This is a genomic window from Roseicyclus sediminis (genome assembly GCF_025515305.1).
GTDB classification, from domain to species: domain Bacteria; phylum Pseudomonadota; class Alphaproteobacteria; order Rhodobacterales; family Rhodobacteraceae; genus Roseibacterium; species Roseibacterium sediminis.
Map to the genome: position 1 here is coordinate 99,720 of NZ_JAOPHT010000010.1, position 20,350 is coordinate 120,069.

The 20,350-nt window shown below is 69.7% G+C and carries 22 protein-coding genes; 8 read left to right on the top strand and 14 right to left on the bottom strand.

What is annotated here, in order from left to right:
• Positions 1-33 precede the first annotated feature (33 nt).
• A complete protein-coding gene (locus N8I71_RS13555; protein ID WP_262878584.1) occupies positions 34-804 on the top strand; it encodes a GNAT family N-acetyltransferase in 771 nt (256 codons plus the stop codon).
• Here N8I71_RS13555 and N8I71_RS13560 read toward each other — a convergent pair.
• Together N8I71_RS13560 and tyrS are read right to left on the bottom strand one after the other, a co-directional pair.
• Positions 764-1,774: a GNAT family N-acetyltransferase gene (locus tag N8I71_RS13560; RefSeq protein WP_262878540.1), complete on the bottom strand. Its 1,011-nt coding sequence runs from the start codon at positions 1,772-1,774 to the stop codon at positions 764-766. The genes N8I71_RS13555 and N8I71_RS13560 overlap by 41 nt on opposite strands.
• Positions 1,775-1,826: 52 nt before the next feature.
• Positions 1,827-3,080 carry a tyrosine--tRNA ligase gene (gene tyrS, locus N8I71_RS13565; RefSeq protein WP_262878585.1) on the bottom strand — a complete coding sequence of 418 codons (1,254 nt, stop codon included), beginning with the start codon at positions 3,078-3,080 and terminating at the stop codon, positions 1,827-1,829.
• A gap of 49 nt (positions 3,081-3,129) precedes the next feature.
• Here tyrS and N8I71_RS13570 point away from each other — a divergent pair, with 49 nt between their 5' ends.
• Positions 3,130-4,236, top strand: a complete 1,107-nt coding sequence (locus tag N8I71_RS13570) for an anhydro-N-acetylmuramic acid kinase (RefSeq protein ID WP_262878541.1) — start codon at positions 3,130-3,132, stop codon at positions 4,234-4,236.
• Here N8I71_RS13570 and rarD read toward each other — a convergent pair.
• Together rarD and N8I71_RS13580 are read right to left on the bottom strand one after the other, a co-directional pair.
• A complete protein-coding gene (rarD, locus tag N8I71_RS13575; RefSeq protein ID WP_262878542.1) occupies positions 4,233-5,135 on the bottom strand; it encodes an EamA family transporter RarD in 903 nt (300 codons plus the stop codon). The two genes, N8I71_RS13570 and rarD, sit on opposite strands and share 4 nt — an antisense overlap.
• Before the next feature lie 58 nt (positions 5,136-5,193).
• The gene (locus N8I71_RS13580; RefSeq protein WP_262878586.1) at positions 5,194-5,622 is read right to left on the bottom strand and encodes a cupin domain-containing protein; all 429 of its coding nucleotides are present in this window, start codon (positions 5,620-5,622) and stop codon (positions 5,194-5,196) included.
• A 60-nt stretch (positions 5,623-5,682) separates the two neighbouring features.
• On the opposite strand from N8I71_RS13580, the gene N8I71_RS13585 reads away from it, so the two are divergent.
• The gene (locus tag N8I71_RS13585) at positions 5,683-6,741 is read left to right on the top strand and encodes an NAD(P)/FAD-dependent oxidoreductase (protein WP_262878543.1); all 1,059 of its coding nucleotides are present in this window, start codon (positions 5,683-5,685) and stop codon (positions 6,739-6,741) included.
• 184 nt (positions 6,742-6,925) lie between these two features.
• Here the strand turns inward: N8I71_RS13585 and N8I71_RS13590 are convergent, their stop codons facing one another.
• From N8I71_RS13590 to ccmA, 10 genes are all read right to left on the bottom strand, one after another.
• Entirely contained in the window at positions 6,926-7,600 is a 675-nt protein-coding gene (locus N8I71_RS13590) for a haloacid dehalogenase type II (protein WP_262878544.1), read from the bottom strand.
• A gap of 36 nt (positions 7,601-7,636) precedes the next feature.
• Positions 7,637-8,155, bottom strand: coding sequence for a GNAT family N-acetyltransferase (locus N8I71_RS13595; protein WP_262878545.1), 519 nt, complete (start codon positions 8,153-8,155; stop codon positions 7,637-7,639).
• A 42-nt stretch (positions 8,156-8,197) separates the two neighbouring features.
• Positions 8,198-9,088 (bottom strand): alpha/beta fold hydrolase, encoded by an 891-nt coding sequence (locus N8I71_RS13600; protein WP_262878546.1) that lies wholly within the window; start codon positions 9,086-9,088, stop codon positions 8,198-8,200.
• A 109-nt stretch (positions 9,089-9,197) separates the two neighbouring features.
• Positions 9,198-10,475 (bottom strand): phosphopyruvate hydratase, encoded by a 1,278-nt coding sequence (gene eno, locus N8I71_RS13605; protein ID WP_262878547.1) that lies wholly within the window; start codon positions 10,473-10,475, stop codon positions 9,198-9,200.
• A 68-nt stretch (positions 10,476-10,543) separates the two neighbouring features.
• Complete coding sequence (locus N8I71_RS13610) at positions 10,544-11,416, bottom strand: DMT family transporter (protein ID WP_262878548.1); 873 nt, start codon at positions 11,414-11,416, stop codon at positions 10,544-10,546.
• 55 nt (positions 11,417-11,471) lie between these two features.
• A complete protein-coding gene (locus N8I71_RS13615) occupies positions 11,472-12,059 on the bottom strand; it encodes a DsbE family thiol:disulfide interchange protein (protein ID WP_262878549.1) in 588 nt (195 codons plus the stop codon).
• The gene (ccmD, locus tag N8I71_RS13620; RefSeq protein ID WP_406676099.1) at positions 12,056-12,211 is read right to left on the bottom strand and encodes a heme exporter protein CcmD; all 156 of its coding nucleotides are present in this window, start codon (positions 12,209-12,211) and stop codon (positions 12,056-12,058) included. Before ccmD ends, N8I71_RS13615 begins: the two co-directional genes overlap by 4 nt.
• Positions 12,211-12,942: a heme ABC transporter permease gene (locus N8I71_RS13625; RefSeq protein WP_262878550.1), complete on the bottom strand. Its 732-nt coding sequence runs from the start codon at positions 12,940-12,942 to the stop codon at positions 12,211-12,213. The genes ccmD and N8I71_RS13625 overlap by 1 nt, the downstream gene beginning before the upstream one ends.
• 155 nt (positions 12,943-13,097) lie before the next feature.
• The gene (ccmB, locus tag N8I71_RS13630) at positions 13,098-13,754 is read right to left on the bottom strand and encodes a heme exporter protein CcmB (RefSeq protein WP_262878551.1); all 657 of its coding nucleotides are present in this window, start codon (positions 13,752-13,754) and stop codon (positions 13,098-13,100) included.
• Entirely contained in the window at positions 13,754-14,389 is a 636-nt protein-coding gene (gene ccmA, locus N8I71_RS13635; RefSeq protein ID WP_262878588.1) for a heme ABC exporter ATP-binding protein CcmA, read from the bottom strand. Before ccmA ends, ccmB begins: the two co-directional genes overlap by 1 nt.
• 249 nt (positions 14,390-14,638) lie before the next feature.
• On the opposite strand from ccmA, the gene acnA reads away from it, so the two are divergent.
• From acnA to N8I71_RS13660, 5 genes are all read left to right on the top strand, one after another.
• Positions 14,639-17,398, top strand: coding sequence for an aconitate hydratase AcnA (gene acnA, locus N8I71_RS13640; protein WP_262878552.1), 2,760 nt, complete (start codon positions 14,639-14,641; stop codon positions 17,396-17,398).
• A gap of 116 nt (positions 17,399-17,514) precedes the next feature.
• Positions 17,515-18,219: an SDR family NAD(P)-dependent oxidoreductase gene (locus N8I71_RS13645; protein ID WP_262878553.1), complete on the top strand. Its 705-nt coding sequence runs from the start codon at positions 17,515-17,517 to the stop codon at positions 18,217-18,219.
• A complete protein-coding gene (locus N8I71_RS13650) occupies positions 18,216-19,022 on the top strand; it encodes a dimethylarginine dimethylaminohydrolase family protein (RefSeq protein ID WP_262878554.1) in 807 nt (268 codons plus the stop codon). Before N8I71_RS13645 ends, N8I71_RS13650 begins: the two co-directional genes overlap by 4 nt.
• On the top strand, positions 19,022-19,498 hold the full coding sequence (locus tag N8I71_RS13655; protein ID WP_262878555.1) for a methyltransferase family protein: 477 nt from the start codon (positions 19,022-19,024) through the stop codon (positions 19,496-19,498). Before N8I71_RS13650 ends, N8I71_RS13655 begins: the two co-directional genes overlap by 1 nt.
• A 107-nt stretch (positions 19,499-19,605) precedes the next feature.
• Complete coding sequence (locus tag N8I71_RS13660; RefSeq protein WP_262878556.1) at positions 19,606-20,343, top strand: DUF1223 domain-containing protein; 738 nt, start codon at positions 19,606-19,608, stop codon at positions 20,341-20,343.
• The last annotated feature ends 7 nt before the right edge of the window (positions 20,344-20,350 follow it).

The following is a 20,350-nucleotide window of genomic DNA, read 5'->3' on the forward strand; positions in this document are numbered from 1 at the left end:
CCGCCCGGGGCGGGCGCAGCGCTGGCCGTGCCGATGGGCGCTGCGCCTCTGAACCTCGGCCGCTACGGCGCGCGGCTGGCCGAAACCGCCGCCGACCTTCAGGCCGCGCAGGCGCTTCGCATGCTGACCTTCCGTCCCGGTGACGCGGACGGGCGCAAGCAAGACACCGACGACTTCGACCCGCTCTGCGGCCACGTGCTGGTCGAGGATTTGCGCAGCGGCACGCTTGTTTGCTGCTTCCGGCTGCTGCATCTGCCCTCCGGGGCCGAGATCGGGCGGAGCTATTCGGCGCAGTTCTACGGGCTTTCCGCGCTCGAGGCCTATTCCCTGCCCATGACCGAGATGGGACGGTTCTGCATCCGGCCCGGCTGGCGGGACCCCGATATCCTGCGCGTCGCCTGGGCGGCGATGACGGCCCATGTCGATGCGGCCGGGGTCGGTATGCTGTTCGGGTGCTCGTCCTTCCAGGGCGTCGAGGCACGGGACTACGACGACGCCTTTGCGCTGCTTCGGCAGCGCCACCTCGCGCCGTCCCGCTGGCTGCCACGCGTCAAGGCGCCTGCGGTCTTCCGTTTCGGCAGCCTGCTGAGGCGCAAGCCGGACCTCAAGCGCGCCATGGCGAAGATGCCGCCGCTTCTGCGCACCTACCTCCTGATGGGGGGGTGGGTGTCGGATCACGCGGTGATCGACCGCGACCTCGGGACGCTGCATGTCTTCACGGGACTGGAGGTCGGGGCCGTCCCGCCGGCGCGCGCGCGCCTCCTCAGGGCGTTGAGTGCCGGGCAGGAGCAGGTTCGGGGCTGACCGCGACCGCCATGGTCTGGCGCAGGGCCAGGGTCACATCCGGCAATGGCACCTGAGGGATCACGGCGCCGGTGCGTCTGCCCGGCAGCCATCCGGTGTCGAGCCAGCTTCCCCCGAGGGGGCGTATCACACCGCCGGCGCCGGTCTTGAACCGCGCCAGTCCGGGGGCAAGGACGGTCTCGGCCGCCCCGAGGTCGATCCGACGGACACCCAGCGCTCCCAGTTCCAGCATCGCCCGCCACAGGCAGAGATTGCCCGCCGAACGCGCCCGCCCACCGGCCGTGGACCAGCCGATCTGGTAGGTGGCCGCGTTTCCGTGGCGCAGGAACAGCATCGCGGCCAGTTGTTCGCGCCCGCGACTCACCGTGAAGAGTTGTCCCGCCCCCGGATCGGCGGCGCAGATCGCGGCGATCAGGGCGGGTGGGAGGGGCGCATAGCGCAGCCGCCGTGCCGCCCCGGCCTCCGCCACGAAGAGCCAGTGGCGCGGATCGGCCGGCATCGGACGGCGCGTGACGCTCAGCCCCTGTCCCAAGGCATGACGCAGGCGATTGCGCCATTTGCACGACATGGCCGACAACAGCGCGTCGGGCGGAAGGTCGATCCGCAGTTCGGCGATATGGCGCGCGGCCACGATCTTGCGGAAGGCCACCGCCCCGAGGGTCAGGGCGTCCGCCTCCGTCTCGGCATGGACCACGAGGTGGCGCACCCCGAGCGCGCGGCGCAGCCCCGCCGCCTGCTCGATCGAGAGGCATGCGGGCCCGCGGGAGATCATCGCCGTTCGTCCCAAGAGCGGCAGGGTCCGCACCATCGCATGACCGTTGAGGCCAAGGGGCGCGAGCGGGCGCATGTCCGTGCCCAGAAGGCGAAGCGCCCGGACCCAGGGCGCCGATTGCTGAAGCGGCCCAAGACCCTGCATCAGGTCGGCCACTGCACGGGGCAGGGTGCTGGCGATGGGGCTCAGATCGGACATGTCGCCGATCCTCGCGCCTTTCCCTGAAATCCCGGTTAATCCGGGCCGGCGTTCACTCGGACAGGACGACCAGCGCGTGACGCTTCTTGCCGGCGGAAAGCTTGATCGGCTGGCCGAGGTCGGCAGCCCCGATCATGAGCCCGGCATCGGTCAGCGCCTCGTCGTTCATCCGCGCGCCACCCTCGGCGATCAGCCGCTTGGCTTCCTTGCCGGACTTGGCCAGTCCCGAGCGGGTGATGAGCTGGGCGACCGAGATCCCGTCCGCGACCTCCGCCGCCGTCAGCGTCAGCGTCGGGAGGTCCTCGCCGGTGCCGCCCTTCTCGAAGACCTCGCGCGCGGTGGCCTCCGCGCCCTCCGCCGCCTCGCGCCCGTGGCAGAGCGCCGTGACCTCGTTCGCCAGCACGATCTTCGCGGCGTTGATCTCCGACCCGCCGAGCGCGCCGAGCCGGTCGCATTCCTCGACCGGCAGCTCGGTGTAGAGCTTCAGGAACCGGCCGACATCGGCATCCGTCGTGTTGCGCCAGAACTGCCAGAACTCGTAGGGGCTCAGCATGTCGGCATTGAGCCAGACCGCGCCGTTCGCCGTCTTGCCCATCTTCTTGCCATCGGACGTCGTCAGAAGCGGCGTGGTCAGCCCAAAGACCTCGGCGTCGATCACGCGCCGGGTCAGGTCGATCCCGTTGACGATGTTGCCCCACTGGTCCGAGCCGCCGAACTGCACCCGGCAGCCGTAGCGGCGGTTCAGCTCGAGGAAATCGTAGGCCTGCAGGATCATGTAATTGAATTCGAGGAAGCTGAGGCTCTGCTCCCGGTCCAGCCGCGACTTCACGCTTTCGAAGGACAGCATACGGTTGACCGAGAAATGCCGCCCGATATCGCGCAGGAACTCGAGGTAGTTCAGGTCGTCGAGCCACTCGGCGTTGTTCAGCATCAGCGCGCCCGTGGGTGCCTCGCCGTAGTCGAGGTACTTGGCGAAGACGGTCTTGATGCCCGCGATGTTGGCGTCGATGTCGGCGGCCGTCAGAAGCGGGCGCTCCTCCGCCCTGAACGAGGGATCGCCGACCTTCGTCGTGCCCCCGCCCATCAGGGTGATCGGCTTGTGCCCCGTCTTCTGGAGCCAGCGCAGCGTCATGATCTGCATCAGGCTGCCGACGTGGAGCGACTTCGCCGTGGCGTCGAACCCGATATAGCCCGGCACGACACCGGCGATGAGGGCTTCGTCAAAGCCCTGCAGATCGGTGCAGTCGGCCATGAAGCCGCGCTCGATCATCACGCGGAGGAAGTCGGATTTGGGCTGGTAGGTCATCTCGGTCGCGTCCATTCTGCCGGTGCAGGCGGCTATAGCGGGCGGGGTGATGAAGGGGAAGGGGGACAGGACGCGGACCTTCCGCATCGCGGGCCTGATGTCGGGCACCTCGCTCGACGGGATCGACCTCGCTGTGGTGGACACCGACGGCCGCGCGATCCTCGGTTTCGGAGAGACGCGCTACCGGCCCTATTCGGTGGAGGAGCGGGCGACGCTCCGCGCGGGCCTCGGGACATGGCCGGGCGATCCCCGCGCCGAGGCGGCCGCGCGGGTGGTGGAGGCCGCCCACGCCGAGGTCTGCGATGGGCTCGACGGGATCGACGCGCTGGGCTTTCACGGCCAGACGCTGGCCCATGACCCCGAGGCCGGGCGCACGCATCAGGCCGGTGACGGGGAGCGTCTGGCACGCGCCACCGGACAACAGGTGATCTGGGATTTCCGCTCGGCCGATGTCGGCATGGGCGGGCAGGGGGCGCCGCTCGCGCCCTTCTACCATTGGGCCTGCGCCCGGTTCATCGCCGCGGGCGGGCCGCTGGCCTTCCTCAACCTCGGCGGCGTCGGCAACCTCACCTGGACCGATCCCGGCGCGGAGGCGCCCGAGATGCCGGGGGCCTGCCTCGCCTTCGACACGGGGCCTGCGAACGCGCCGATCGACGACATGATGCGCGCGCGCGGACTTGGCGACTTCGACGAGGGTGGTGCGCTGGCCCGCAAGGGCCGGGTGGAGCGCGATATCGTCAAGGCCGCGCTCGGCGCGCGCTACTTCTCGAAGATGCCGCCGAAATCGCTCGACCGGGACGATTTCGCGGACCTTCTGGACGTGGTCGCCGACCTCCCGGACGCCGATGCCGCCGCCACGCTCGCCGCCGTGGCCGTGGCCGCCGTGGCGCGTGGCATGCAGCATCTGCCCGAGCCGCCCGCGCAGGTCCTCGTCACCGGCGGCGGACGGCGGAACGGGGCGCTGATGGCCGGGCTGAAGGCGGCGCTGAGATGTCCGGTGATGCCGGTGGAGGACGTGGGCCTCGACGGCGATTTCCTCGAGGCGCAGGCATTTGCGTTTCTTGCCGCCCGCGTGATGAATGGCCTGCCGACGAGCGCGCCGGGCACGACCGGTGTCGCGGCCCCGGTCGGCGGGGGAAGGCGCTCGGTCCCCTAGGCGCGCCTTGCCGCGCGGGCATCGCGGATCATCGAGGTCGTGTAGATCACCAGCGCCAGCCAGATCAGCGGGAAGGCCACGGCGCGGGCCGGGCCGAAGGGCTCGCCGAAGACGAAGACGGCCACGAGGAAAATCAGCGTCGGCGCAATGTATTGCAGCATCCCGGTGGTCGAGAGCTTCAGCCGCTTCGCCCCGTTGGCATAGAGCATGAGCGGCACCGCCGTCACCACGCCGCACCCGATGAGAAGCGCGGTGTCGCGCAGGCCCGTGGTCAGGAAATGCCCCTCCGGCCCGAGCCACAGCATGTAGACCAGCGCGAAGGGCGAAAGCAGCAGAACCTCCAGCAGGAACCCCTGGTTCGGGCCGATGGGCAGCGTCTTGCGCAGGTAGCCGTAGATGCCGAAGGACGTCATGAGGACGAGCGCCACCCAGGGCAGCTTTCCCGTCGCCACCGTCAGAACCGCCACCGCAGCGACGGCGAGGCCGACCGCGGCCCATTGCGCGGGCGACAGCCTTTCGCGCAGGACGGCCGCGCCGAGCAGCACCGAGAAGAGCGGGTTGATGTAGTAGCCGAGCGCCGCGTCCAGTGCGTGGTCGTTGGCGATCGACCAGACATAGACCCCCCAGTTGAGCGAGATCATCGCAGCGGTCAGCGTCGCCATCCCCAGCATGCGTGGGGTCTTCAATGCCCGCACGATGTCCGACGTCCTCCCGAGAACGATCAGGACGAGACCGGCGACCGGAACCGACCAGATGACGCGATGCGCGAGGACCTCGACCGGCGGGATATGCTGCAGCGCCTTGAGATAGATCGGCAGCGCGCCCCAAAGAAGATACGCGGAGACGGCGAAGGCGAAGCCCGCGGGCGTGTCTCCGGTCTGTGCGGTCTCGGCGTCCATGCCGCTCGCCTAGCCGAACGCGGGGGCACGGGCGAGACGAAAAACGGAATGGCCGGGATCACGCGCTGTGATCGCGCGGGATGTCGAAACCGGGCGGCGCCAGGGTGAATCCCTCGAACGAGAAGCCGGGCGAGACGGTGCAGGAGACGAGGGTGTAGTCCCCCGTCGTCCGCGCCGCCTGCCAGTGGTTTTCCGGCACGACGATCTGCGGCCGCCCCTCGCGCAGATCCGGCGTAAGGAGGTGGTCGCGGGCGGGCCCTGCCTCCGTCTCGGCCATCGACAGGATCAGGGGCGCGCCCGCGTGGTAGAGCCAGATCTCGGTCGCGTCGACCTTGTGCCAGTGGCTCGCCTCGCCCGCTTTCAGAAGAAAGTAGATGCAGGTGCCCGTGGGCCGTCCGGCGTTCTCCGCGATCCAGGTCTGGCGGTAGTGTCCGCCCTCGGGATGGGGCGAAAGGTCCAGCGTCGCGATGATCTCGTCGGCGGTCATTTCAAGCTGTTCCATCATGGCGGAGCGGTTAGGCTCGGATCGTAACGCCCGGAGGTCCCCATGAAAACCGTCGTCGTCGGCACCGGCATCCTCGGCGCCTCCATCGCCTTCCGCCTGGCCCGGGCGGGGGCGGATGTGCTGGCCATTGGCGGCGCGGGGGGCGCGACGGACTGCTCCTTCGGCTGGATCAACGCGAGCTTCTTTCTCGACGCCGACCACTTCCGGCTCAGGGCCGAGGGGATGGAGGCGTGGCGGAGGCTCGGGGATGTTCCGGGGCTCGACTGGCAGGGCGCGGTCAGCTGGGAACACGACGCGGGCGGGCTGGAGGCGCAGGCGGCGGAGCTTCAGGGCTATGGCTACCGGGTCGAACGGCTGGGGGCCAATGCGCTCCGTGACCGGGTACCGGCGCTGTCGGTCGCGCCCGAGATGGCGCTGGCCTTCCCCGATGAGGGGTCAGTGGAGCCTTCGCAGGCCGCGGCGGCGCTGCTTTCACGGGCGGAGGACGCGGGCGCGCGGCTGATGATCGGGGCGCGGGTCGAGGCGGTGACGGAGCGGGCGGGCCGCGTCATCGGGGTGCGCACCACATGGGGAGACGTCGCCGCCGACGCGGTGATCGTCGCGGCGGGGTGCGGCGCTCCCGCGCTGGTCGAGCCGCTGGGCGTCGCCTTGCCCATGCTGACCCGTCCCGGCGCGATGATGGTGAGCCGTCCCGTCCCGCGGGTTACGGACACGATCCTCGTCGCCCCGTCGCGCGAAATCCGTCAGGACGCGACGGGCCGCATCCTGGCCCCGGGCGCCGTCTCGCACCAGGGCGATGCGGCCGAGGCGCTCGACCTGCCGCCCGAACGGATGGCGGACCGGGCGAAGGGCGCGGTCGAGGCGCTGTTTCCCGGCCTCTCTCTCGACTGGCAGCGGATCGCCATCGCGAACCGTCCGATGCCGGGCGACGGGCGGCCCGTGATCGGGCGCGCGGGACCGGAGGGCCTCCATCTTGCGGTGATGCACTCGGGCGTGACGCTCGCGGCGATCACGGGCGAGGCGGTGGCCGACATGGTGACGGGCGGGGATCGTTTCGCGGCGCTCGTGTCGCCTTACGACCCGCTCCGCTTCGCGCCCTAGGTCACCGTGCGGGCGCGCGCGGCGGCCAATACGCGGAGCCCCCGGGCGTTCTCCGGTCCCGCGATGCCGCCTGCGAGAAGGATCGGCACCGCTTCGAGCGGCATTTGCCGGTTCATCCCGAAACGGGGTTTTCCAAGGCGGCCCCGCGCCCCGTCAAACCCTCTCCGTCACACCCGCCCCGGCGTTACCTGTCGAGGCGCTGGGCGAGGTCGCGGAAGTCGTCCGCCACCACGTCCCAGTCGGCGGTCGGGGCAAGGTCCGTGGTCTGGCCCGGCCCATGCTCCGTCGGGCGTGGGACGAAGCCGGTGGCAAGGCCCGCGTCCCGCGCTGCCGCGAGGTCGTCGTTGTGGGCCGCGACCATCATCACCTCGGCGGGCGCGAGGCGGAGCGCGGCGCAGGAGGCGAGGTAGACGGCCGGTTTCGGCTTGTAGTCCCGCGCGATCTCGGCGCCGAGGATGCAGTCCCAGGGCAGACCGCCCCATCGGGCAAGCCGCGCCATCAGCGCGATGGACCCGTTGGAGCAGGGTGCGATGATGCGGTGCGCCTTCAGCGCCGTCAGGCCGGGCACCACGTCGGCCCAGGGGTCGAGTTTTTCCCACGCCGTGTTGAGGCTGTCCGGGGCGGTGACGCCGAAGGCGTCGGCCACGCGGTGCAGGTTCTCGAGGTGCAACTCGTCGAGGGGGACATAGCCCCGCCCGCCGTCACGGATGCGCGCCATTGCGGGGTCGTATTCCGCGCGCCACGCTGTCGCGAAGGCCCGGGCGTCCACACCCGGCAGTACCTTCTCCACCTCGCGCGCGACCGAGGTCCGCCAATCCACGCAGGTACCGAAGACGTCGAAGATCAGGGCCCGGATCATGCGTGGATGCTGGCACGCGCGCGCCATCTGGGCAAGTCAGCGGAGCGGTAACTCGAAATAGATCATGATACCCTCTGCCTCGGGCGGCATCGGCTGATAGGGCCCGCGCCGGGAGAACCCCATGCTGTCGTAAAGCTTCGTGGCCTGCGAGAGCGGCCTTCCGGTGTCCATCAGGATGCGGGTGAACCCCAACTCCCGGCAATCCGCGATCAGCCGCTCCATCAGCGCGCGGCCCGCGCCGAGCCCCTGCACCTCGGGGGCGATCCAGACCCGCTTGATCTCGCAATCGCCGGGAGCGAGCGTCTGGATGGTGCCGCAGCCCACGGGCACGCCGTTCTTCAGTACGAGCCGCATCGTGCCCCTCGGCGGGCGGTTTTCCCTCTCCGCCGCGTCCAGGATTGCGCGGAACCTCTCCTCCGGGTAGGCCGCGCGGACGATTGCTCCGTCCGGCGGGGGCAGCGCGAGAAGGAAGTCGCGGTAGTCCCAGTTGAGCGCCCGGAAGGCGGCCATCTCGGCATCGGTCCGAGGTTCGATGAAGGTGAGACGTGGCGTCATCGGAGCAGCAGACATCGCGCGGCCGGAACCTGCAAGGGCGGCTCAGGGCTCCGACAGGAAGGCCCGGATCGCCGCCAGCGTCGCCACGGGCGCGTCGTCCACGGCATCATGGCCCGCATCCGGGATGACCTCCAGCCGGGCATCGGCGTAGAGCGCGAGGTGGTCCGCCTGAAGGCCGGCGCCGATCCACGTGCTGCAGGCGCCCGCGAGGATCAGGACGGGGCCGGCGAAGCGGTGCGCCTGACCGCCCAGCGCGTCGAACTCCGCCGCCGTGGCCCGCGCCGCCACCTCGCGGCCTGCAGCGGCGCCCGCGCGCCATGCGGGGCTGTCGTAGTCCGCGCCCGGGCAGGCGTAGCCCGTGGCCGGGTCCGCGGCGAAGGCATGCATCATCCGCCCGATCAGGTAATCCTCCGCCGCCGCCGCGTCCGGGCCGTCGATGCGCGCCGCCTCGAACCCGGTGCGCAGGCCCATCCACAGCATCGAGGGCCGGCGGATGATGTCCTGCGCGCGGGCATTCCACGCGGCGAACTCGTCGGCGGAGAGGAAGCCGGGCTCGATCAGGACGGCCTTCGCCACGCGCTCGGGATGGGCGCCGAGAAAGGCGCTGGCCAGCATCGCACCCCAGGAATGGCCGATCAGGACAACGGGGGCCTCGGGGCTGACGGCGTCGATCACGCCCGCAAGCTCCTCGATATGGGCCCGAAGGGTCAGGGCCTCGGGCGGCACGCGTTCCGACAGACCCGCGCCGCGCTGGTCGTAGAACGTGACGCGGTAGGTTTCGGCAAGCTCCGCCAGCGGCAGAAGCGAGCGGAAATCGCCGCCCGGGCCGCCGTGCAGGACGACGATGGCGGGCGCCGCCTCGTCCCCGAAGACCTGCGCGTGGAGCGTGACGCCGCCGACCTCCAGCCGGGGCAGGGCGGGGTCGTCCGTCACCGTGGCAGGGACCGCATACTCGCCCGCGGTCGAGACCCAGAGGCCCGCGACCGCGAGGAGGACAAGCCCGGCAAAGAGCCCGAGGAGCCGCAGGAGACGCCGGATCGGCTCAGCCCCGCAGGATCGAGCGGCCCGCGTAGACCGCCGTCGCGTCGAGCATTTCCTCGATGCGGATCAGCTGGTTGTACTTCGCCAGCCGGTCGGAGCGGGCGAGCGAGCCGGTCTTGATCTGACCGCAATTCGTGGCCACGGCGAGATCGGCGATGGTCGCGTCCTCGGTCTCGCCCGACCGGTGCGACATCACGCAGGTCATGCGGTTGCGGTGGGCCATGTTCACGGCCGCCAGCGTCTCGGACAGCGTGCCGATCTGGTTCACCTTGACGAGAAGCGAGTTGCCGCAGCCCTTCTCGATCCCTTCCGCAAGCCGCGCGGGGTTGGTCACAAAGAGGTCGTCGCCGACAAGCTGCACGCGGTGGCCAAGCACCTCGGTCAGGGTCGCCCATCCGTCCCAGTCATCCTCGGCGCAGCCATCCTCGATCGACAGGATCGGATAGTCGGAGACCAGCGCTTCCAGATATGCCACGTTCTCATCCGGGGTCAGGGTTTTCCCCTCTCCGGCAAGCACATAGGCGCCGTCCTTGAAGTATTCCGTCGAGGCGCAATCCAGCGCGAGCATCACGTCGTCGCCGGGCGTGTAGCCGGCCTTCTCGACAGCCCTCAGGATGAAGTCGAGCGCGTCCCGGGTGGACGAGAGGTTCGGCGCGAAGCCGCCCTCGTCGCCGATGCCGGTGGAAAGCCCGGCGGCGGAGAGTTCCTTCTTCAGCGTGTGGAACACCTCCGACCCGATGCGCACCGCGTCCGCGATGCTCTCCGCGCCGACCGGCATGATCATGAATTCCTGGATGTCGATCGGGTTGTCCGCGTGCTCGCCGCCGTTGATGATGTTCATCATCGGCACCGGCAGGACATGCGCCGCGGTCCCGCCGACATAGCGGAAGAGCGGCTGCGCGGTGAATTCGGCGGCGGCCTTGGCGACGGCGAGGCTGACCCCGAGGATCGCGTTCGCGCCCAGCCGGCCCTTGTTCTCGGTGCCGTCGATCTCGATCATCAGGGCGTCGATGGCTTCCTGCTCGGTCGCCTCGAAGCCGACCAGTTCCTCTGCCAGTTCGCCGTTCACGGAGGCCACGGCTTCCAGCACGCCCTTGCCCATGTAGCGGGACTTGTCCCCGTCGCGCTTCTCGACCGCCTCGTGGACGCCCGTCGACGCGCCCGAGGGCACCGCGGCGCGGCCCATCGTGCCGTCCTCCAGCGTGACGTCGACCTCGACGGTCGGGTTGCCACGGCTGTCGAGGATCTCGCGGGCGTGGATGTCGATGATGGTGCTCATGGGGGTCCGTCCCTGTGGCTTGCGGCTTCGGCCCGTTCCTAACGGGGTGTGCCCGCCGTGAAAAGGGGTCAGGACCGCGCCGCCCGCCGCACCTGTGCCTCGCGCCAGAAGGTATAGAGGCCCGTGGCGATGACGATGGCCGCACCGACCAGCGTCCAGTGATCGGGCCGCTCGCCGAAGACGAGGGCGGCGATCGTGAAGGCGAAGACGAGGCGGGTGTAGCGGAACGGCGTGACCGCCGCGACCTCGCCCACCCGCATGGCCGCCGTGATCGAGTAGTACGCCACCAGCGCGCAGAGGAGCGCGCCGAGAAGCTGAAACCCCTCGGTCCGGTCGGGCATCGCCGCGCCGCCCGAGATCGCGAGCAGGACCGCCCCCGAGAGCGTCACGGCCCCGAAGCCCCAGGCGCCGAGCAGGAGCGTCGAGACCTCGCGCGGGATCGGCCGCGTGGCGAGGTCGCGCCCGGCAAGCCCGATCACCGCTCCGAGCGCCCAGAGCGTCGCGGGTTCGAACCCCGAGACCCCGGGCCGGATGATGACGAGGACGCCCAGAAGACCGATCCCGATGGCGAGCCAGCGCCGCCAGCCCACCTTCTCGCCGAAGAACAGCGCGGCGCCCAGCGTCACGAGCAGGGGATTGGCCTGGATCACGGCGGACAGAAGGCTCAACTCGATCTGCGAGAGCGCGAGGGTGAAGCAGACCGTGCCGACGATCTCGGAGGCGTTCCGGGCCATGACCGGCCCGCTCCAGAGCATGGGCGACAGGAGCCGTGCGCCCTGCGCGCGGGCCGCGATGCCGAAGACCAGCGCGCCGCCGATGCCGAAGACCATCAGGACCTCGCCCACGGGCAGGCGGTCGACCGTCAGCTTGATGAACATGTCGGTGAGCGCGAAGGCCAGCATGGCCAGCGTCATCCAGCCCATGCCCTTGAGATTGTCCATCGGTCGTCCCTTTCCCTGGTCCGGACCTAGCCTGCCGGCATGTCGCGGAAAAGGGTCATTCCGAAGCGGTCGGAAGCTCGGGAAGCGCGTGGCCCGCCTCGGCGAGCCGGGGCGCGATCTGGTTCTCGATCGACCTCCGGGTCACGGGGCCGCGGAAGTGCAGAACGACGGTGCCGGTGTCGTCGATGAAGAAGGTCTCGGGCATGGCGACGACGCCCCAGTCGATGCCGTTGCCGGCCCGGTCGTCGCGCCCGATGGCGTCGTAGGGATTGCCAAGCTCGTCGAGGAACCCCAGCGCCTGGTCCACCCGGTCGTTGTAGTTCACGCCATAAAGCGGCAGCCCGGCCTCCGCGAGCGCGGTCAGGACGGGATGCTCGGCCCGGCAGGGCGGGCACCAGGAGGCGAAGAAGTTGACAGCGACAAGGCCGTTGCCTTCCAGCATGTCGCGGGTGAGCAGCGTGTTGTCGGCCAGCGGATCGAGGTTCAGCGGCGGCGCGGGGCGCCCCTGCTGCGCGGAGGGAAGCGCGGTCGTGTCCACGCCCTGCTGCTGCGCGAACTGGTTGTTCTGCAGCTGCCACAGCCAGATGCCCGCGATCCCGAGGAACAGGATCAGGGGCAGAACCATCAGCCAGTTGAACTTCATGGGGTCTTACCGCGCCGCTCTTCCACGTCGGACAGCCTGCGCAGAACGCGGCGCGCCTTCCAGACCGAGGCGATCACGATCACGAGAAGAAGCAGGATCGACGCCGCGTAGGCCGAAAGGACCTCGATGGCGTACTGGCCGAGATCTGGCATCAGGCCATCCTCTCCTGCGCGATCAGCGCCTTGAGGCGGCGCGCGCGGATTTCGGTGCGCGTGCGGTAGAGCACCAGCGCGAGAAACAGGAACCCGAAGCCCGCCAGCGCGGTGATCAGCGGGTACCAGAAGACGTCCGCGATGTTCTGTTCGGCGTCGAGGCTGAGCGTCGCGCCCTGGTGAAGTCCCTGGTTCCAGAACACCAGCGCATAGCGCGAGATGACGGCGAAGACGGTGCCGACGAGGCAGAGAACGGCCGTGAGGTCGGCCGCGGCATCCGGGTTATCGACCGCCTCCCAGAGCGCCATGTACCCCAGGTAGAACAGGAAGAGGATCAGGAAGGACGTGAGCCGCGGGTCCCATTCCCACCACGTGCCCCACATCGGCTGCCCCCAGATCGCGCCGGTCAGGAGCGCGATCAGCGTGAAGACCATGCCCACGGGGGCGGCGGCCTTCGCCGCCAGCGCCGAGACGTGGTGGCGGCGGATGAGCCAGATCAGCGAGGTGATGAGCATCATGAACCAGGCGTTCACCGCCATGATGGCCGACGGCACGTGGACATAGATGATCTTCACCGTCGAGCCCTGTCGGAAGTCGTTCGGCGTGAAGAAGAAGCCCCAGACCAGTCCGCCGACAAGGCACACGGCCGCGATGCCCCAGACCCAAGGCAGGAGGGCGCCGGAGACGGTCATGAACTTGCGCGGGTTCGCGTATTCCCAGAGCGATGCCATGCCGTCTTATTAGGGGTGGTTGTTTGCGCTCTCAATGCGGCGGCCTAGCGCAGATTGACGCGGGACAGGTGCCGGGCGGTCGGCGGCTGCGCGGGTGTCGGGCGCCGAGATTGCGTATTTGGGGAAAGATGAAGGGCGAAGCGCCCGGAGGAGGCTCAACGCAGGTTGACGCGCAGCGCGGCGGCCGCGGCGAAGGGCAGGGTGGCGAGCGAGCCGAGCGTGATGCCTGCCAAGAGGATCAGCGGCGTCGTCGCGTCCTGGCCTTCGGCGCCGCGGATGACGGCCAGCGCCCCGAAAATGAGCGTCGGCACGTAGAGCGGAAGGACGAGCAGCGACAGTAGGAGACCGCCGCGCTTGATGCCGACGGTGAGCGCCGCGCCGAAGGTGCCGATGGCGCTGAGTGCGGGGGTTCCGGCAGCGAGCGAGGCGAGGAGCCAGGGATAGGCGGGCAGCGGCAGGTTGAGAAGCAGGCCGAGCACCGGCGCGGCGAGCACCAGCGGCAGGCCCGTCGTGATCCAGTGGCCGAGCGCCTTCATCGCGGCGACGCCCTCCAGCGGCACGGGCGCCGTCGCCAGGAGGTCGAGCGTCCCGTCTTCCCAGTCGAGCTGGAAGATCCGGTCGAGCGAGAGCAGGCAGGCCAGCAGTGCGCCGAGCCAGAGGATTCCGGGGGCGATGGTCTCGAGCACCATGGTCTCGGGACCGACGCCAAAGGGCACGAGGGTCGCGAAGATCAGGAAGAAGGCGAGCGAGAGGCCGAAGCCTCCGCCGGCGCGGAAGGCGAGGGTCAGGTCGCGGCGGAGCAAGCCCAGCATCAGCCGACCCTTTCCGCGAAGGGATCGCCGCCGAAGGGATCGTCCGAGCGCAGGCGCTTGGCCATGAACGGTGTCACGTCGAGGGTGCGGGCGTTCGGCAGGCCCAGGTCGATATGGGTGGCGATCACGGCCGCGCCGCCCGCGGCGATGTGGCCTTCCACGGCACGGGCGAACCGGCCGACGTTCTCCACGTCGAGCGAGACCGTGGGCTCGTCGAGGCACCAGACGGGGCGGCCGGTGACGAGAAGGCGGGCGAGCGACAGGCGCCGCTTCTGGCCGGCGGACATTTCCCCCGCGCGCCGGTCGGCGAGGGGGTGGAGGTCGAAGGCGTCGAGCGCGGGGGCGATGTCGCGGGCGGCGAAGGCGCCGGCCCAGAAGCGGAGGTTCTCCTCGACCGTCAGCTGCGCCTTCAGCCCGTCGGCGTGGCCGGCATAGGCGATGGCGTCGGGGGCGCAGTCGATCCGGCCCGCCAGCGGCGGGGTCAGGCCCGCCAGCGTCCGCAGGAGCGTCGTCTTGCCCGCGCCGTTCGGCCCCCGCAGGATCAGGGCCTCGCCTTCCGCGACGGAAAACCCCACCCCGGCGAGAACTTGCGCCGAGCCGCGGGCGCAGGAGAGATCGGTCACGCTCAGTAGCATCGCCGGCCAGCGGTAGCCCATCGACAGGTCGAGGGGAAGATGGCAGGACTCCCGCATCGGCGCCGATCGCCCGCCACATGGGAGTAGGTGACAAGTTAGCGCATCCCGCGCGTCGCATCTTGCACTTGTATGCCATTGCATACCATAAGGCGGTCCAAGACGTCCCGGCCGGTCGCACGCCCCCTGTGCAGGCCGGTCCCCCGTCGGCCCCGAGACGAAGCTGCGACGATCGCATGAAGGGAGGCTTCCATGCCCATTACCGTCGGCCACGACACCGCCAAGACCCGCAAGACGCTGAAGGTCGGTGACAAGACCTATGCCTATTACTCCATCGCCGCCGCCGAAGCCGCGGGGCTGGGGGATTTCTCGAAACTGCCCGCGAGCCTGAAGGTCGTGCTGGAGAACATGCTCCGCTTCGAGGACGGCAAGACGGTGCATGTCGACGACATCAAGGCCTTCTCGACCTGGGCCGAGCAGGGCGGCCGGAACCCGCGCGAGATCGCCTACCGGCCCGCGCGCGTCCTGATGCAGGACTTCACCGGGGTGCCGGCGGTCGTCGACCTCGCCGCCATGCGCGACGGGATCAAGGCGCTGGGCGGCGATCCGCAGATGATCAACCCGCTGAACCCCGTCGACCTCGTGATCGACCATTCGGTGATGATCGACGAGTTCGGCAATCCGCGCGCCTTCCAGATGAACGTGGACCGCGAATACGAGCGGAACATGGAGCGCTACACGTTCCTCAAGTGGGGCCAGTCGGCCTTCGACAATTTCCGCGTGGTGCCCCCCGGCACCGGCATCTGTCACCAGGTGAACCTCGAATACCTCGCCAAGACGGTCTGGTTCGACGCCGACCAGTCGGGCGAGACGGTGGCCTATCCGGACACTCTGGTGGGCACCGACAGCCACACGACGATGGTCAACGGCGCGGCCGTCCTGGGTTGGGGCGTGGGCGGCATCGAGGCCGAGGCAGCGATGCTGGGCCAGCCGATCTCGATGCTGATCCCCGAGGTCGTGGGCTTCGAGCTGACGGGCGAGATGATGGAGGGGACCACGGGGACCGACCTCGTCCTCAAGGTCGTGGAGATGCTGCGCAAGAAGGGCGTGGTGGGCAAGTTCGTAGAATTCTACGGCGCCGGCCTCGACAACCTGCCGCTGGCCGACCGCGCGACGATCGCCAACATGGCGCCCGAATACGGCGCGACCTGCGGCTTCTTCCCGATCGACGGCGAGACCCTGCGCTACCTGCGCAATTCCGGCCGCCCCGAGGAGGTCCTGGCGCTGGTCGAGGCCTATGCCAAGGAGAACGGGTTCTGGCGGGACGCCGACTACGCGCCGGTCTACACCGACACGCTGTCGCTCGACATGTCCACCATCGTGCCCGCGATCTCGGGTCCGAAGCGTCCCCAGGACTACACGCCCCTCGACCAGGCCGCGAAGGCCTTCTTCGAGGTCGTCTCGGAGTATCGCGGCGAGGACGAATCGGCGCGTGCCACCGACATGGCCGCCGAAGGCCCCGCGCCCGACACGCTGATCGATCCCCGCAAGTCGGCCTCGGTCGAGGGTGAGGACTACACGCTGCGCGACGGCTCGGTGGTGATCGCCTCGATCACCTCCTGCACCAACACGTCGAACCCCTACGTGATGATCGGGGCGGGCCTCGTGGCGCGGAAGGCCCGCGCGCTGGGCCTGACCCGGAAGCCCTGGGTCAAGACCTCGCTCGCGCCGGGAAGCCAGGTCGTCTCGGCCTATCTCGAGGCCGCGAACCTGCAGGAGGATCTCGACGCCGTCGGCTTCAACCTCGTGGGCTACGGCTGCACCACCTGCATCGGGAATTCCGGGCCGCTGCAGCCGGAGATCTCGAAGGCGATCAACGAGAACGACCTGATCGCGACGAGCGTCCTGTCGGGCAACCGCAACTTCGAGGGCCGGATCAGTCCCGACGTGCGCGCCAACTACCTCGCCTCGCCGCCGCTGGTCGTGGCCTATGCCATCGCGGGCGACATGAACATCGACATCGCCAACGAGCCGCTCGCGCAGACGCCGGACGGCAAGGATGTCTACCTCCGCGACATCTGGCCGACCTCGCGCGAAGTGGCCGAACTGGTGGAGCAGACCGTCACGCGCGAGGCGTTCCAGGCGAAATACGCCGACGTCTTCAAGGGCGACGAGAAGTGGCAGGGCGTCGAGGTTCCGAAACAGGAGACCTACGACTGGCCGGCGACCTCGACCTACATCCAGAACCCGCCCTACTTCCAGGGCATGGGGGCGGAGCCCGGCACGATCTCCAACATCGAGGGCGCGCGTGTCCTGGCGCTTCTGGGCGACATGATCACGACCGACCACATCAGCCCGGCGGGGTCGTTCAAGGACACCACGCCCGCCGGCCGCTTCCTGACCGAGCGGCAGGTGCCCCAGCGCGAGTTCAACTCCTACGGTGCGCGCCGCGGCAACCACCAGGTCATGATGCGCGGCACCTTCGCCAACATCCGCATCCGCAACGAGATGCTGGACGGCGTCGAGGGCGGCTACACGCTCGGGCCCGACGGGCAGCAGACCTCGATCTACGACGCCGCGATGGCCTACCAGGAGGCGGGCACGCCGCTCGTCATCTTCGCGGGCGAGCAGTACGGCGCGGGCTCCTCGCGCGACTGGGCGGCGAAGGGGACGGCGCTTCTGGGCGTCAAGGCCGTGATCGCGGAAAGCTTCGAGCGTATCCACCGCTCGAACCTCGTCGGCATGGGTGTGATCCCGTTCGAGTTCACCGGCGGCGACACGCGCAAGTCGCTGGGCCTCAAGGGGGACGAGACGGTCTCGATCCATGGGCTCGACACGATCCAGCCGCTGCAGGAAGTGCCCTGCACGATCACTTACGGCGATGGCTCGACCAAGGAGATCACGCTGAAGTGCCGGATCGATACGGCCGTCGAGATCGAGTACATCGAACATGGCGGCGTGCTTCACTACGTGCTGCGCAACCTCGCAAAGGCGCCTGTCGCGGCGGAGTGATCCGCCACCGCCGGGGCCCGCGCGGCCAGGGCACATCGGAACCATCAGGAAAGGGCCGGTTGCAGACCGGCCCTTTTCCATGTTGCGTGGAGCAGGAATTCGGCATCGGGGGCACAATGCGTACGGCACTGGTCACGGGAGCGGCGGGCGGCATCGGCGCGGCCATCGCGCGGCGGCTTGCCCGTGACGGCTGGCGCGTGGTGCTGACCGCGCATCGCAGGCTGGAGGAGGCCACGGCCCTGGCCAGCGAAATCGGCGGCCGGTCCATGGAATGCGACCTCTCGCGGCCAGGGGCCGCCGAGGCGCTTGTCGCGGACGTGCTCGCGACCGAAGGCCGGATCGACGCGCTGGTCAACAACGCTGCCGGGCTCGAGGTAGGCCCCGACGGCGCGGTGACCGAGGCGCATCGCGCCATGGTCGAAGTGAACCTGACAGCGCCCATCGTCCTGATGGACGCGATGCGGCGCGCGATGCCGGACGGGGGCGCCATCGTGAACGTGTCCTCGCTCAACGCCATTCGCCCGCCGATGGGCGCGGCCGCGTACACCGCCACGAAAGCGGGGCTCGACGGCGCGACTTCGGCCTTCGCGCGGGAACTCGGGCCGCTCGGCATCCGGGTGAACGCCGTCGCGCCCGGGCTGATCGAGAAGGACGAAGCGCCGCGTCCGAAGGAGATCGTCGACATGGTCATCGCGGAGACCCCGCTCGGCCGGATCGGGCGGCCCGGGGACATCGCGGGCGCCGTCGCGTTCCTTCTGTCCGACGACGCCGCCTTCGTGACGGGGCAGGTGCTGACGGTCAGCGGGGGATACCGGCTGTGAGCGCGGGCGGGGCGGGACGCTCGGTCAGCTTCACGCACGCCATTTGCCGGGTGCCTGCGTCCTCCGTCGTCGACGGCCTGCGCGCCGAGGACCGGGGCGCCCCCGACGCGGATGCCTTCCGTGGCGAGCATGCGGCCTATGTCGCGGCGCTGGAAGCGGCGGGCGTCTCCGTCACCGTTCTCGACCCGATGGAAGACTTCCCCGACAGCGTCTTCGTCGAGGACCCCGCGCTGGTCCTCGACGGCGTGGCGATCGTGCTGCGCCCCGGCGCGCCCAGCCGGGCGGGGGAGGCGGCGGCCCTTCGCCCGGCGCTGGAACGTCATTGCGCGGGCGTCCTCGACCTCGGCGCGGGGTTTGTCGATGGCGGCGACATCCTGTGCACCGACGACCGCGTGATGGTCGGCCTCTCGGCCCGCACCGACCGCGAGGGCGTGGCGGCCCTGGCCCCCCTTGTCGCGCGCTTCGGCTACGCTCTGCAGATCGTCGATACCCCGCCCGAGATCCTGCATTTCAAGACCGAGTGCGGGCTTCTGGAGCCCGATACCGTTCTGGCGACGCCCCGTCTCGCCGCGACGGGATGCTTCGGGGACATGCGCGTGATCGAGACCGTGCCGGGCGAAGAGGCGGCGGCGAACGCCATCGCGGTGAACGGCCGGATCTTCCTGAGCGCCGGGCACCCGGCGACGGCGGAGCGGCTGCGCAAGGCGGGCTTCGCGGTCGTGGAGCTTGCCACCAGGCAGGCCGCGCTGGTCGATGGCGGGCTCAGCTGCATGTCGCTGCGCTACAGCCTCGGAGGCGTGTGATGATCCGCTGGCTTCTCGATGGCCCGCTCAAGGGCTTTCCCGATCTCCCGCCCGTCTGGCTTGCGGGCTTCCTGGCGATGGCCTGGCTTCTCGACCGGGGCCTGCCGCTGGTGGAGGCCTTCGGCCCGCTTTTCCGGGTCCTGGGCGTGGTCCTGATCCTGGCCGCGCTCGGCCTGATCGGATGGTCCGCCCTGTGGTTCTGGCGCAAGAAGACGACGATCGAACCCCACCACACGCCGAGCGCCCTGATCGTGGAAGGCCCCTACAGGCTCAGCCGCAATCCCATCTATCTCGGGCTTCTGGCTCTCCTGGCGGGATACGTCCTCTGGCTCGGCTCGCTTTCGCCCGCGATCCTGCCCTTCGCCTTCTTCCGCGTCCTCACGGCGCGCTTCATCGAACCCGAGGAGGAGGGGCTCCGGCGGCTCTTCGGGGCGGAGGCCCACGCCTATCTTTCCCGCACGCGGCGCTGGCTTTAGGCGGTGGCCGGGAAGTCACGCCTGCGCGATGTCACTCCGTCTCGCAAATGCTTGATTGGCGCGGGAGCACCCTTCGCCCTAAATGGGGCGTCATGGATGGCAATGGAATGCAGGCAATGACCCGGTTTCTCGCAATCGCCGCGCTCGGGATGGCCCTCGGCTTCGGCGTGCCGGCGGCGGCGCAGGAGGCCGCGACCGGCCCCGTGGTGATCGAACTCTTCACCAGCCAGGGCTGTGCGGCCTGTCCCCCGGCCGACGAGATGATGGCCGAGCTGGCCGCGCGGGCCGACGTGCTCGCCCTGTCGCTGCACGTGGATTACTGGAACTACCTCGGCTGGGAGGACACGTTCTCGCAGGCCGCCTTCACGGACCGGCAATACGCCTATGGCCGTGCGGCGGGGTCCACCGTGGTCTACACGCCGCAGATCATCGTCGGCGGGCAGGACCGCGTGATGGGCGCGCGCGCGATGGAACTTGCGGACCTCATTGCCGCGCACCGGGCCACGCCAGATCCGGTCTCCATCGTGGTGCGCGAGGCGCCGGGCGGCGGTGCCTACGCGGTCGAAGCGCGCTGGAACGGCGACGCCGCGGCCCCGGCCATGATCGTGCAGCTCGTGGCCTATTCCGGCCACGAACGCGTCGACATCTCCCGCGGCGAGAACGCGGGGCGGGTGGCCGATTACTACAACGTCGTGCGCGACTGGCGGGTGCTGGCGGAATGGGACGGGCGGCAGCCCTTCTCGGCGCAGATCACGCCCGCTGACAACCTCGCACAAGCGGTCATCGTTCAGGGCGCGGGCCACGGCACGGTTCTGGGCGCCGCACGGCTTGCGGTCCGGGACTGAGGCAAGC

Excerpts from the sequence above, each read along its gene's own strand:
- N8I71_RS13555 (WP_262878584.1), top strand. The coding sequence starts at position 34 with ATGGGCGCTGCGCCTCTGAACCTCGGCCGCTACGGCGCGCGGCTGGCC.
- N8I71_RS13645 (WP_262878553.1), top strand. The coding sequence starts at position 17,515 with ATGCGTACGGCACTGGTCACGGGAGCGGCGGGCGGCATCGGCGCGGCC.
- acnA (WP_262878552.1), top strand. The coding sequence starts at position 14,639 with ATGCCCATTACCGTCGGCCACGACACCGCCAAGACCCGCAAGACGCTG.
- tyrS (WP_262878585.1), bottom strand. The coding sequence starts at position 3,080 with ATGACCTACCAGCCCAAATCCGACTTCCTCCGCGTGATGATCGAGCGC.
- ccmD (WP_406676099.1), bottom strand. The coding sequence starts at position 12,211 with ATGCCAGATCTCGGCCAGTACGCCATCGAGGTCCTTTCGGCCTACGCG.
- N8I71_RS13615 (WP_262878549.1), bottom strand. The coding sequence starts at position 12,059 with ATGAAGTTCAACTGGCTGATGGTTCTGCCCCTGATCCTGTTCCTCGGG.
- eno (WP_262878547.1), bottom strand. The coding sequence starts at position 10,475 with ATGAGCACCATCATCGACATCCACGCCCGCGAGATCCTCGACAGCCGT.
- N8I71_RS13580 (WP_262878586.1), bottom strand. The coding sequence starts at position 5,622 with ATGACCGCCGACGAGATCATCGCGACGCTGGACCTTTCGCCCCATCCC.
- ccmB (WP_262878551.1), bottom strand. The coding sequence starts at position 13,754 with ATGCTGGGCTTGCTCCGCCGCGACCTGACCCTCGCCTTCCGCGCCGGC.
- N8I71_RS13610 (WP_262878548.1), bottom strand. The coding sequence starts at position 11,416 with ATGGACAATCTCAAGGGCATGGGCTGGATGACGCTGGCCATGCTGGCC.
- N8I71_RS13660 (WP_262878556.1), top strand. The coding sequence starts at position 19,606 with ATGCAGGCAATGACCCGGTTTCTCGCAATCGCCGCGCTCGGGATGGCC.
- N8I71_RS13590 (WP_262878544.1), bottom strand. The coding sequence starts at position 7,600 with ATGATCCGGGCCCTGATCTTCGACGTCTTCGGTACCTGCGTGGATTGG.
- N8I71_RS13595 (WP_262878545.1), bottom strand. The coding sequence starts at position 8,155 with ATGACGCCACGTCTCACCTTCATCGAACCTCGGACCGATGCCGAGATG.
- ccmA (WP_262878588.1), bottom strand. The coding sequence starts at position 14,389 with ATGCTACTGAGCGTGACCGATCTCTCCTGCGCCCGCGGCTCGGCGCAA.
- N8I71_RS13625 (WP_262878550.1), bottom strand. The coding sequence starts at position 12,942 with ATGGCATCGCTCTGGGAATACGCGAACCCGCGCAAGTTCATGACCGTC.
- N8I71_RS13570 (WP_262878541.1), top strand. The coding sequence starts at position 3,130 with ATGAAGGGGAAGGGGGACAGGACGCGGACCTTCCGCATCGCGGGCCTG.
- rarD (WP_262878542.1), bottom strand. The coding sequence starts at position 5,135 with ATGGACGCCGAGACCGCACAGACCGGAGACACGCCCGCGGGCTTCGCC.
- N8I71_RS13585 (WP_262878543.1), top strand. The coding sequence starts at position 5,683 with ATGAAAACCGTCGTCGTCGGCACCGGCATCCTCGGCGCCTCCATCGCC.
- N8I71_RS13655 (WP_262878555.1), top strand. The coding sequence starts at position 19,022 with ATGATCCGCTGGCTTCTCGATGGCCCGCTCAAGGGCTTTCCCGATCTC.
- N8I71_RS13560 (WP_262878540.1), bottom strand. The coding sequence starts at position 1,774 with ATGTCCGATCTGAGCCCCATCGCCAGCACCCTGCCCCGTGCAGTGGCC.